Genomic DNA, 12476 nt, shown 5'->3' on the forward strand with positions numbered 1-12476 from the left:
GGTGACGATTGCACGCTTGCCGTCCAGCTGCAGGTCCATGTCTCTCCCGTCAGTCACATCCGATGGTGGTCCGATCGACACTACGTACGCCCGTTGGGCCGTCACACTGTGAAGTTGTCAAACAGCTGATGCGGTCCCGCGGGGCGGGTGCATGTTTTCGGGTGGTTTGTGGTGTGGTCTTGGCTGGTCAGGCGGCTATGGGGTCGTCGAGTCGGAGGGTTCGTCGGTTGTAGCTCGGCAGCGGTCGTCGTTGCGGATCGACTGTGGAAGGTGGGATGAGCCAGGGGTGGCGGTCGCGGCCCATGACGATGTCCCAGCCGTCGTGGTGGACGGCGGTGTGACACGACCGGCAGAGCAGGCAGCCGTTGTCGACGGTGGTGGGTCCGCCGTCAGCGTGGTGGATGATGTGGTGGACGTCGCACCAGGAGGCGGGTGCCCCGCATTTGATGCAGCAGCGGTCGCGGAGCAAGACGACTGTGCGGGCGGCGCCAGTGAACAAACGCGGCTCGGGCGCGGCAACGGAGACCGGTGCGCCGTTGAGGTCGAGTCCGATGCCGGCCAACCGTGCGTCACACGACAGCAGTTTCGCGGACAGTTCGGTGATGGGTCCCATCCAGGACAGCCATGCCGGGCCCACGCTGCCGACGGAGGCAGTGGTGTCGATCTCGACGGGGATGGTCACCATGATCTCGGTGCGCGGTGGCCCGGACAACGCATCCGGTGCCAGTCCGCGAGTACCGGCCTCCAGCAGCTGTGCGAAAGCATCCGCGCGGCGGCGGGTGGCCCTTCGGCGGTCGTCGGTGCCGTCGGGTTCGGGGCGTGGGCGTGATGCGGTGTCGAGGGCGGTGATCAACCGTTCGGCGGTCAGGGCGTCGAGTTCGAAAGCGCCTCGGAGCCGTCCGTCGTCACCGGTGCGCCAATCCAACTCGTTCATGGACGCGTCCTCGGCGGGCGGTACCCGGTCTACATCGGCGCCGGCGTCGGACTTGTCGGCGGTGATCTCGATGGCGACGGCGCGTGCTCGTTCGACGATGTCTGCGGGTGTGGTCCCGGCAACCGCCTGACCGATCAGAGCGCCCTCCAGCTCATCGATTGCGGCCGCGTCGATTGCTTCGCCGGTGCGGTGTACGACGTGGTCGACTCCGCGGGCGACCGCGTCGAGGTGCTCGGCCGATATCGATGCGTCACGACTGTGGCGCGCCAGCCGCGGCAACACCTGCAGTGCCCGCCCGAGGCGGATCAGCCGGGAGGCGACCGCGGGCGCCACCCCGTTCGCACACAGCAACTCCCGCAACGACATACCGGATCGCTTCGCGGTACCCACACGTTCGGCTTGTGCGGTCAACCGCGCCAAGACGTCGTCGGCAACCGCACGCAACGCGACCGCACCGCGGATCGCGGCCACGATCTCGTCGTCGGTGTCGGCGACAACCTCTGCTTTGCAACCGTATTCATCGATCACCGCGTTGGCGACGTCGGTAAGTGTTCCCCCACTCATGCTTCCATCGTACACACGTTCGAACGAGGTGCAACCATTGAATTTAGTGAATGTTGTTGAACGTGACTGTATTTCACTGCCAATGCGCGAAGCGGCGCACCATACACGCGACCCCCGACACCAGAGACGACCTCGCAGGAGTTGTCCACAGGACGTGACTCTCGATCAGTCGAGATGGACCCGCGTCGCGTGCTCAATTCTCGGTGAGCGACGACAGCCGCGGAACGTGTCGCCGCGTCTCGACGAAGAGGTACCCCGGGATGGCCAGGCCCGAAGGCGATGCCGGGCGATGGGTCACCACCACCTGCTGATCACGATGGATCACCCGGGCGGTCAATGCTCCCGCACCCCGGTGCTTCTCGCAGATGCGCAGACGTTCACCGCCGGCGAGTCCACGTCCTCGATCGACCTGCGTTGACCACAACGACATCAACGCGCTGGATCGACCGCCGGTGTCTGCACCGCAGTGAGCACCGATCGTTTGCGGAGGGTGAAGCCGAGCGATTCGTAGAGCCGGATCGCGTCGCGGTTGTCGGCGCGGGCGTGCAGGAACGGGATCTCACCGCGAGCCCGGATACCGTGTCCGACAGCCCGGACGAGACGGGTACTCAGGCCCCGTCGGCGGAACCGCGGATCGGTGCACACGGCGCTGACCTCGGTCCACCCCTGCGGATGCATGCGCTCACCCGCCAGGGCGACCAGTTCGCCGTCGTGCAGGAATCCCAGGTAGGTGCCCATCTCGATCGTGCGTACCCGAAACGGTCCGGGCTCGGTCCGCGCGACGAGGTCGAGCATGGCGGGTACATGATCGCGGGTCAGGACGACGGCCTCGGGATCGGGCGCCACCGCCAACCCCGTCCCCTCGAGCTGCACCGACCCGAACTCACCGAGAACCTGCCAGCCCGGCGGAGGGACGTACGGCCCCCGCAGCGCGACCCGGGTCGACGGGCCGACGAGCGTCGCGAGATCGGCCCAGTCCTGATCATCGAGCTCCGGTGGGTGACCCACGAAGGCGGCGACCTCGTCGTCGTACCGGGCGATGCGACCGGACCATTCGGCGAAGGGGGCGTGCGCCCCACGCAGGGACGACCGGACCGGATCGTCCAACGGGTGGATCGCGAGATCGTCAGCGGTGAATCGCGTCGACACGGCGTCCGTCGTCACCCGATACCCCTGCCGTCCACCGGTTCAGGCTAGGAGTCGCGGCCGACCGGTCACCACGGTTGCGATCAACGTGATTCTCGACCGACGGACCACCAGCCTCACCTCGACGGTCGATCACCGCTGAGAAGGATCAACAGCAACTCGGCGCGGGTGCGGGCGTCGCCGAGGTCGACCCCGAGCAACCCCTCGATACGAGAGATGCGGTGGCGCAACGTGTGCCGGTGGACTCCGACACTCGACGCGGCGGTCTCCCAGTGCCCGTTGGCCTCGAGGTACCCCCGCAGCGTGGCCACCAGGTCCGCTCCGCCGGACTCCCGGACCGCGATGAGCGGACCCAGGCGCACGTCGTGCAGTCCCCGCAGCCCGTCCTGCACGGCGTCGATGGCGAGCACCGAGCCGGTCGTCTCCAGGTCGACCACCTCACCGTCGGACGCACTGCGTGCCGCCTGACGCGCCTGTCCGGCCGACGAGACCAACCCGGAGAGATCGGTGACCGGCCCCAGCCCGGCCCGCATCCGGTTCCCGCCGGCAAGCGCACGTACCACCGCGACGTCGTCATCCCCGCGTATCAGGACCGCCACCTCCCGGTCACGCTGCAGGGCGAAGACCGGACGCCAGCGCGCGGCCAGCTCGGTGGCGACGGTCTGCACCGCCGCCGATGCGACCGCGGCGGAACGGAACTCGTACACCGCGACCCGCACCAGTCCCTCGGCATCGGCGGCGCGTCCGAGCAGTTCGACCGACGTCGGCGGCGCAGTCCCCCGCAAGGCCAGGTCGAAGATCTCCGACTGCAACGCCGCACGATCGGCGGCTACGTTGCCTGCCTCGGCATGCTGCAGTGTGACCAACGACGCGGCGTGCCCGACAAGCACACGGTGGACGTCACCGAGCGGGTCGGTCCCGATGACCGCGAGGTAGCCGATGACCCCGGCGCCGGCGGTGATGCGCTGCACGATGATGGTGTGCTCGGCGGTGATCGTGACCCCCGTCGTCGACATCGGCCCACGGGCGATCAACGCGCGGACGTGGGTCAGCGCGGCGCGGTCCCGGTCCGCGCCGATGCCCGCGGATGCCCGTGACGTCGTCGACACGACCTGCCCGTCGCTGTCGATGAACGCGACGGACCGACCGAGCGCCGCGGACAGTTCGGTGACCAACCCGGGCACACCGCCGGAGATGATGGCCCGCGTCATCGCGGGCTGGCTCCGGGTGGCGCGTGTGAACTGCGCGTAGCGCTCCTCGGCCAGACGATCCAGGAGCATCCGGGCGATGGCGGAGAACGGGATCGGTCGCGGCACCTCGAGCAGCGGCAACCCCAGCCCGTCGGCGATCTCCACGAGGTCGGCGGGCACCGTGTCGTAACCCAGGCCGGTCCCGAATCCGAGTCCCGCGATCCCCACGTCGGCGAGGCTGTGCAGGTAGTCGGCACGGCCGGCCGTGTCCGGTGGCAGCCGCATGCCGGTGGTGAGCAGCAGTTCACCCCCGGAGAGCCACTCTGCGGCGTCGACCAGTTCCGACGTCAGAGCGCAGTCGATCTCCCGATCGAGACCCGCGACGCCGCCGTGACAGCGCAGCGCCAGCGACGACTGGTCGAGCAACCATCCGACCGTGGTTCCCACCGCTCTCACCCCCGCCGACGTGCGTGAACACCGCTCGATCGCTCCATTGCGGATAGTCTGGCACGCGAGTGTGGACAAAGTGTCAGGGTCGGTCGACACGGACCAGCAGAAAGACTGTTCAGCACGTCACACCACCGATGGAAGGCACGCGGCGCAATGACCTCCCCCACCGTCCTGCGGAACTACATCAACGGCGCGTTCGTCGAGTCCGAGTCCACCGAGACCATCGACATCGTCAACCCGGTCGACGAGTCCGTGGTGGCGGCCTCGCCCATCTCGACCGCGTCCGACGTCGACGCCGCGATGGCCGCCGCGACGCAGGCGTTCACGACCTGGGGCAAGACCACACCCAAGACCCGTCAGACCGCGCTGCTCAAGCTGGCCGACGCCATCGAGGCGAACTCGGATCGGATCGTCGCCGCGCAGGCCCGCAACACCGGTCAGCCCGAACAGCAGATCGCCGACGAGGAGGTCACCGTCGGCGCCGATCAGATCCGCTTCTTCGCCGGCGCCGCCCGCCTGCTCGAGGGCAAGGCCGCCGGGCAGTACATGGAGGGGTTCACCTCCTACGTCCGCCGTGAGCCGGTCGGCGTCGTGGGACAGGTGACGCCCTGGAACTACCCGTTGATGATGGCTCTGTGGAAGATCGGGCCGGCGCTGGCGGCCGGCAACACCATCGTCCTCAAGCCCAGCGACACGACCCCGGAGAGCACCCTCGTTCTCGCCGAGATCAGCAAGGGCATCCTGCCGGACGGCGTGCTCAACGTGGTCCTGGGCAACGGCGAGACCGGCGCCGCCGTGGTCAGCCACCCGACTCCGGCCATGGTCGCGATCACCGGATCGGTGCGCGCGGGCATCGCCGTCGCCGTCGCGGCCGCCCAGCAGCTCAAGCGCGCGCATCTCGAACTCGGCGGCAAGGCACCCGCCGTCGTCTTCGCCGACGCCGACCTGGACAAGGCGGTCGAACCCATCGCCGACGCCGCCTTCTTCAACGCAGGTCAGGACTGCACGGCGGTCACGCGGATCCTCGTGCACAGCTCGATCCACGACGCGTTCGTCGAGAAGTTGGTCGCCTACACCGCCTCGGTCGAGGTCCCGCCGCTCAACAACGTCAACCACTTCTCGAAGGTCACGTCGATCCTGGACTCCATCCCACCGCACGCGACGGTCGCCACCGGCGGCAAGCGCAAGGGCGACAAGGGGTTCTTCGTCGAGCCGACCGTCATCACCGGCGTCGCGCAGGACGACAAGCTGGTGCAGGAGGAGACCTTCGGTCCCGTGGTCACCGTGCAGTCCTTCGACGACGAGGCGCAGGCCATCGCGATGGCCAACGACGTCAACTACGGACTGGCCTCCAGTGTCTGGACCACCGACCACGGCACGGCCAACCGCCTTTCGGCCGCACTGGATTTCGGCTGTGTGTGGATCAACTGCCACATCCCGCTGGTGGCCGAGATGCCGCACGGCGGCTTCAAGAACTCCGGCTACGGCAAGGATCTCTCCTCCTACGGCGTGGAGGACTACACCCGCCTCAAGCACGTGATGAGTTCGGACGAGTAACACCCCCATACCCCGCCTGCGCGGTCGTAACCCGGCCGCGCAGGCGTGTTTTCCTCCCCGAGAGAAGTGAGTCGATGTCGCAGACCGCACGCCACCCGCTCGATCCGCTGCACTCCGACGAAATCACCGCGGTGGCACAGCTTCTCGGGGATGCGCACGGCGTCGGAGCCGGCTGGCGGTTCTGCTCGATCGAGATGGCCGAGCCGGGCAAGGCCGAACTCGCCGCGTTCGAGACCACCGGTGACGTACCCGCGCGGCGGGCCCTGGTGACCTGCCTCGACAGCGCCCGCAACGCGACCTACAAGGCCGTGGTGTCGCTGACCGATTCCGCCGTGGAATCGTTCGACCACATCCCGGGTGTGCAGGCCAACTTCACCGTCGACGAGTTCGAGGAGTGCGACCGCGTCCTGCGTGCGCATCCCGACGTCATCGCCGCGCTCGCCCGCCGTGGGATCACCGACCTGGACCTGGTGTTCATGGACACCTGGACCTACGGCGCCGCGGTGATGCCCGAGGAGTACCGCGACCGCCGACTCGGCTGGTCGGACACCTGGCTGCGGTCGGAGCCGGGGGCGAACCCGTACGCACACCCGGTGAGCGGTCTGCACTGCGTCATCGACGTCAACGCGATGGAACTGCTGCGCATCGAGGACAGCTTCGACTCCGCCGACGGCGCCATCGACCCGCCCGAGGTGATGGGTGAGTACGTGCCGTCGCTGATCCCCGAGCGCATCCGGAACGCGTCGCGGCGCGAGCCGCTCAAGCCGTTGGAGATCACCCAGCCCGAGGGACCGTCGTTCACCCTCGACGGCAACCGCCTGGAGTGGCAGAACTGGTCGCTGCGGGTGGGCTTCAACCACCGCGAGGGCATGACCCTGCACACCGTCGGCTACCGCGACGGCGACCGCGTTCGTCCGGTGGCGCACCGGATGTCGTTCGCGGAGATGATGGTTCCCTACCGCGACCACTGCGACGACCACTACCGTCGCACCGCCTTCGACATCGGCGAGTGGGGACTCGGCTTCATGACCACGTCACTGGAGCTGGGGTGTGACTGCCTCGGCGAGATCCGGTATCTCGATGCGACACTGCACAACAGCGCCGGTGAGCCGTACACGATCACCAACGCGATCTGCATCCACGAGGAAGACGACGCGGTGCTGTGGAAGCACGTCGATCACGACGCGGGCGCCGAGGTCCGACGGACGCGACGGCTGACGGTCTCCTGCCACGTCACCGTCGCCAACTACGAGTACCTGGTCTACTGGCGCTTCTATCAGGACGGCAACATCCAGTGCGAGGTGCGCGCCACCGGCATCATGGTGACCACGCCGATCGCCCCCGGCGCCGCCCACCCGCACGGCACGCTCGTCGACGAGCGCACGTACGCGCCCTTCCACCAACACTTCCTGGTGGCCCGTCTCGATCTCGACGTGGACGGCACCGACAACACCGTGGTGATGAGCGAGACCGAGGCCGAGCCGATCGGTCCGGACAACCCCTACGGGCTGTCGCTGGTCCAGCGGAACACCCCGCTGCGCACCGAGTCGGAGGGTCGCCAGGACATGAACTGGGCGTCGCAGCGGGCGTGGAAGGTGGTCAACACCAACACGGTCAACGGTCTCGGCACCCACCCGTCGTACAAGTTGGTGCCGGGCGACGCGATCCCACCCATGTTCGCGCCGGAGTCACCGATCTTCCAACGGGCCACGGTCATCGGGCACACCCTGTGGGTCACGCCCAACAACGCCGAGGAGCGTTGGCCTGCGGGCGAGTTCGTCAACCAGTCGTCGGTCGACACCGGCCTCGGCGAGTGGACGAAGGCCGATCGCTCGATCGACAACACCGACGTCGTGCTCTGGTACGTCTTCGGCGTCCACCACATCACCCGCCCCGAGGACTGGCCTGTCATGCCCGCCGACACGGTCTCGTTCTGGCTCAAGCCCTTCGGGTTCTTCGACCGCAACCCGGCCCTCGACGTCGCCCCGTCGCCGGGCGGACACTGCCACACCTGAACCCGGGGATCGATACGCTGATCCGATGCCACGCCCGAGTACGCCTCTGCTGTCGGTGGACCTGATCGTCGATGCCGCACTGCGCGCCGTGGACGCGAACGGGGATTTCACGATGCCCGGGATCGCGGCAGCTCTCGGCGTCCGGCCGTCATCGTTGTACAACCATGTGGGCGCTCGCTCCGAGATCGTGGAGCTCCTTCGTGATCGCGCGATGTCGGCGGTCCTCGTTCCCGATGAGACGGATGGCGACTGGGCGCACCGGGTGGCGGCGATCGCCCGCTCGTACCGGGATGCCTACGCTGCGCACCCCCGACTCATCCCCCTGTTGACGACCCACACCGTCCGCAGCCGCGCCGCGCTGGCGATGTACGAGACGCTCGCGCGGGCGTTCACCGCTGCCGGATTGCCTCCGCAGCAGGTCCTCGACGCGATCACCGTGCTCGACGCGTTCGTCCTGGGATCGGCGTTGGACCTGTCTGCGCCGGAGGAGGTCTGGGAGGCCGCAGGCGACATGGATCCCGCGTTCGCGCAGGCACTCGACCACCTCGATTCCCCGGACCGCGCGCATCGCGCCTTCGAGGCAGGCCTTGCGGCGCTGCTCGTCGGCTGGGGCGCCTAGGCGTTGGCGTGGGTCGCCGTCTGACGCTCGCCTCAGTTGCCCCCGGGCCGGAGCCCGGAGCGGATCAGGTGGACGGCGATGTCGAAGTCGGGGACCTCTTCGGTGGTGGCGACGAACCAGGGCAGGCGCTTGCCCTGGATGTCGATGGAGCCGAGGCCGCCGTCGACCGTGACGTCTCGGACGGCGGCCCACGGCACGCTCTTCCCCTTGGCCTCGAGTCCGGCGGGGCTGATGACCAGCGGCCCGAAGGTGAGCGGACGTCCCTCGCCCAGCTGCTGCACGAGGGTCGGCTGCCGGGCGTCGAACACCCCGCGCCGGATGGAGTCGCTCCACGTCTGGCCGTCGACGAAGCCGTACAGCTCGCAGACGCGGCCGGTCACCAGGTCGGTGAGATGCATGTGGAACTTGCGGGAGGTGACATAGCCGTTCGTCTGCTTGTGGACGACGAACCGGAACCACATGGTGGTGGAGTCATAGCGCATCGGCGCCACGCTGCCGTCCTGCTCGGTCTTGACCAGGCCGTACTCGAAGAGGTGCAGCGCGGTCCCCTGCACCCGGCCACGGACGTACTCGCGACTGATCGCCTGGTAGCCGAACAGCGCGAGGAACGGCACCGCGACGATGATCGCCACCAGCGAACCGGTGGTGAGGCCGACCACCAACAGCAGTGCAGCGGCCACGGCGATCACCCAGAGCGCCGTCCGCGCGCCGGACGAGGCCAGGTCGGGCCGATAGGCCGCCACCGGTCGACCGAGCTGTCGGTCGGCGGCGGCCGCGGTGACGGTGGACGGTGCGGGTTCGATCGACACGCGCGACACCATACCGTCGGCATCACACGTCAGGGGGTGACGAGCACCTTCAGGGCTTCCCGGTCGGCCATCTGCTGGTAGCCGGTGGGGACGTCGTCGAGGCTCATGGTCACGTCGAAGACCTTGCCGGGCTCGACCTTTCCGTCGAGCACATCGGGCATCAGTTCCTCGATGTAGGCGCGAGCGGGTGCGACACCGCCGGTGAGCGTGATGTTGTTCATGAAGAACTGACTGCCCGCCGTCACCTTGTCGTACTGCGGGACGCCCACGCGGCTCACGGTGCCGCCGGAGCGGACCGCGCCGAGCGCCATGTCCATAGCGGCCTCGTGTCCGACGCATTCGAGCACCTTGTGGGTGCCGTCGCCGCCGGTGAGCTCGCGGACCTTCTCGATGCCCTCGTCGCCGCGTTCGGCGACGACATCGGTCGCGCCGAACTCACGACCGAGGTCGGTACGCGCGGTGTGTCGGCCCATCAGGATGACCTGCTCGGCGCCGAGGCGCGTGGCGGCGAGGACCGCGGACAGTCCGACCGCACCGTCGCCGATCACGGTGACGGTGTCGCCCGCGGAAACGCCGGCGGTGACCGCACAGTGGTGTCCGGTGGAGAACACATCCGACAGCGTGAGCAGCGACGGGAGAAGTGCGGAGTCCTCCGCGACGGGAAGCTTCACCAGGGTGCCCTGGGCCTGCGGGACGCGCACCGCCTCGCCCTGACCGCCGTCGACGCCGTCCATGCCCCAGCCGCCACCGTGGCGGCACGAGGTCTGCAACCCCTCTGCGCAGAAGTCGCAGGTGTTGTCGGCCCACACGAACGGGGCGACGACGAGGTCGCCGCGCTTGAGCCCGCTCACCTCCGAGCCCACGTCCTCGATGATGCCGAGGAACTCGTGTCCGATTCGAGCGCCCTTGTCCGACGGCTTCTTCGAGCCGTACGGCCACAGGTCGCTGCCGCAGATACACGAGCGGACGACACGGACCACCGCGTCGGTCGGGTCCTTGAGCTCCGGGTCGGGGACGTTCTCGATCCGGATGTCGCCCTTGCCGTAGATCAGCGTTGCCTTCATGTGTGTTCTCCTAGAACGTCATCGGCCGCGCGTTGTACGGCCTCGGAGACCACATTACGGATGCGGGTGCGTGCATACGTGCGAGCGGCCACACCGCCCGGTCAACTGGGGTCGCTGCCGGTGATCGCCGACGCCCACACCGCCGTGGCCGCGGCCAGAAGAGAGGCCGCGAGGAAATCACCGATGCCGCCGCCGGAGGCGAGAACCCACAGCACGCCGATCACCGGACCGGCCACTGCCGCGGGCGAGTCCATGACGACCCGACGGCGCAGCGACCCGAACCGAGCCGCTCGCACTCGCACATCGGCGTCGTTGAGGCGTGGGGCGTCGAACGGGGTGCCCGGAGGTTGCTTGCGCGTCACCCGTCCGGCGGACACCGCGACGACACCCGGCTCGACGACGAACGCCGTCCGTCCGACGCGGGGCGTGGTCATCGTGGCTGCGGCATCCGGCGCGATCGCGAGCAGGCCGGTGTGGAAGTAGACCGGCCACCATTCCCGTCGACCGTTCCTGTCGGTCTCCAGGTATCCGCGTGAGCGCATCCGGTGTTCGAAACGAACACGTCGCACGGACACCGACTCACCGGCATCCGGGCGAGCACGCCGTCCGAGAAGCCATGCCGGCCCCAGCTTCCAGGCAGAGACGGCCACGACGATGAGCGCCACGAGCACACTCAGTTCGGGAACGACCGGAAACGCCAGTGCCGCGACAACCACCGTGGTCGCCGCGACACCGGCGGGATAACCCCGACCAGCCTTTATCTCAGCCCCTACTCACTTCAGGAACCCGACCTTCGACATGTCCTGGTCCCCGAACGCCGGAGCACCGAAGTTCGCGAGGTTCTTCTTCGTCGCATAGGTCGACGGGCGCTGGAACAGGGTGAGGCTGTGCCCCTCGGCCCACACCTGCTTGTCGAGTTCGTTGTAGTCGGCGAGCCGCTTGGCATCATCGGTCTCGGTGAGGGCGGTGTCGGCGAGGGCATTGATCTGCGGCGACCCGATCTGCCCGTAGTTCTGGAGGGTGATTCCCGGTGTCAGCCGATAGATGCCGTCGCTGCTGGACGTGAACGGGGTTCCCTCCCAGGTGAAATGGGTGACGTCGAACGCGCCCACGAGCACATACTTGTTGAAGAAGTCGTCGCTGGGAACTGTGTCGATGATCAGGTTCACACCGACCGCCTTCAGGTTCTGCTGCATGATCTGAGCCTCTTGCGATGCGTTCGCTGTACCCGAGGGAATGACATCGTGCAGATCCAACTGCTTGCCGTCCTTCTTGCGGAACGCACCCGACATCGTCCACCCCGCGGCGTCGAGTTCCTTTTTCGCCTCATCCGGGTTGAACGTGATGTCGCCGTTGTTCGCTTGATAACCCTTCTGCCCGTTCACGAAGACGTGGCTGTCCAAAACGGCCGGCTTGGAGGTGATCTGTCCCAGCTGGGCCTGCGCCAGGTAGGTGCGATCGATCGCCTTCATCAGTGCCAAGCGGACTGCCTTGTCGGCTGTGATGCGACCTGAGGCGCCGTTGAAATCGAGGTGCCGGTATTGGTAACCGAGGCTCTGCCGCAGGTCGACGCTCGGGATCCCCTTCGCGACCTTGAACGAGTCGGCGTCGCTACCCAGTTCCATCTGATCGATCTCACCGCTCTGCAGGGCACCGATGGCCGCGGATTGATCGAGCGGGATGTAGTTGATCGTGTCGAGCACCGACTTGTTCTCGCCCCACCAGTCGGGATTGCGCTCGACCACAACGCGTTTGCCTCCGGCCGCGATGTTCTTGATCCGGAACGGGCCCGCAGTGGCGGGGAACGTTGTCAGCGCGGCTTTGTTGAAGTGGTCAGCCGTATCGACGTTCTCGCGAGGGAGCAGGGGCGAGAAAACGCCTCGCCAGTCGCCGAACTTCTTCGAGAACGTGACGACTGCTTGCTGGTCGCTGGTACCTCGCACGACCGACTCGATCCGGTCGTATCCGGCGGTCGACGACGCCTCGTACGCGGTGTCCTTGCCGTTCTGCGCGGTCCAGTTCGCGACGAGATCGCGATAGTCGAACGCGCGGCCGGTACTCCACTTGGCCTTCGGGTTGATGTCGTAGGTGATGGTCTGTTTGCCGTTCACCTCGGACTCGACGATGT

At 67.7% G+C, this 12476-nt stretch carries 11 protein-coding genes; 3 read left to right on the forward strand and 8 right to left on the reverse strand.

Annotated elements, in window-relative coordinates:
• Positions 1–187 precede the first annotated feature (187 nt).
• From JHC79_RS20580 to JHC79_RS20595, 4 genes are all read right to left on the reverse strand, one after another.
• Positions 188–1498: an HNH endonuclease signature motif containing protein gene (locus JHC79_RS20580; RefSeq protein WP_296394335.1), complete on the reverse strand. Its 1311-nt coding sequence runs from the start codon at positions 1496–1498 to the stop codon at positions 188–190.
• Positions 1499–1691: 193 nt separating this feature from the next.
• The gene (locus tag JHC79_RS20585; RefSeq protein ID WP_296394337.1) at positions 1692–1928 is read right to left on the reverse strand and encodes a hypothetical protein; all 237 of its coding nucleotides are present in this window, start codon (positions 1926–1928) and stop codon (positions 1692–1694) included.
• Entirely contained in the window at positions 1928–2662 is a 735-nt protein-coding gene (locus tag JHC79_RS20590) for a GNAT family N-acetyltransferase (protein WP_296394338.1), read from the reverse strand. The genes JHC79_RS20585 and JHC79_RS20590 overlap by 1 nt, the downstream gene beginning before the upstream one ends.
• Positions 2663–2760: 98 nt before the next feature.
• Positions 2761–4281 (reverse strand): PucR family transcriptional regulator, encoded by a 1521-nt coding sequence (locus tag JHC79_RS20595; RefSeq protein ID WP_296394340.1) that lies wholly within the window; start codon positions 4279–4281, stop codon positions 2761–2763.
• 156 nt (positions 4282–4437) lie between these two features.
• Between JHC79_RS20595 and JHC79_RS20600 the strand changes: the two genes are divergently transcribed.
• From JHC79_RS20600 to JHC79_RS20610, 3 genes are all read left to right on the forward strand, one after another.
• Positions 4438–5841 carry an aminobutyraldehyde dehydrogenase gene (locus tag JHC79_RS20600; protein WP_296394342.1) on the forward strand — a complete coding sequence of 468 codons (1404 nt, stop codon included), beginning with the start codon at positions 4438–4440 and terminating at the stop codon, positions 5839–5841.
• Between the two features lie 74 nt (positions 5842–5915).
• Positions 5916–7856: a primary-amine oxidase gene (locus JHC79_RS20605; RefSeq protein ID WP_296394344.1), complete on the forward strand. Its 1941-nt coding sequence runs from the start codon at positions 5916–5918 to the stop codon at positions 7854–7856.
• Between the two features lie 25 nt (positions 7857–7881).
• The gene (locus JHC79_RS20610) at positions 7882–8475 is read left to right on the forward strand and encodes a TetR/AcrR family transcriptional regulator C-terminal domain-containing protein (RefSeq protein WP_296394346.1); all 594 of its coding nucleotides are present in this window, start codon (positions 7882–7884) and stop codon (positions 8473–8475) included.
• 32 nt (positions 8476–8507) lie between these two features.
• On the opposite strand, the gene JHC79_RS20615 is transcribed toward JHC79_RS20610, so the two are convergent.
• The 4 genes from JHC79_RS20615 to JHC79_RS20630 all read right to left on the reverse strand — a co-directional run.
• Positions 8508–9284, reverse strand: a complete 777-nt coding sequence (locus JHC79_RS20615) for a DUF6585 family protein (RefSeq protein ID WP_296394348.1) — start codon at positions 9282–9284, stop codon at positions 8508–8510.
• Positions 9285–9313: 29 nt separating this feature from the next.
• Entirely contained in the window at positions 9314–10348 is a 1035-nt protein-coding gene (locus JHC79_RS20620) for a zinc-dependent alcohol dehydrogenase family protein (protein WP_296394351.1), read from the reverse strand.
• A 101-nt stretch (positions 10349–10449) separates the two neighbouring features.
• Positions 10450–11064 carry a hypothetical protein gene (locus tag JHC79_RS20625; protein ID WP_296394353.1) on the reverse strand — a complete coding sequence of 205 codons (615 nt, stop codon included), beginning with the start codon at positions 11062–11064 and terminating at the stop codon, positions 10450–10452.
• A gap of 57 nt (positions 11065–11121) precedes the next feature.
• On the reverse strand, positions 11122–12476 hold a 1355-nt coding region (locus JHC79_RS20630), incomplete at its 5' end, for an ABC transporter family substrate-binding protein (protein ID WP_296394355.1).

It is taken from the genome of Williamsia sp., from assembly GCF_016462415.1.
GTDB lineage: Bacteria > Actinomycetota > Actinomycetes > Mycobacteriales > Mycobacteriaceae > Williamsia_A.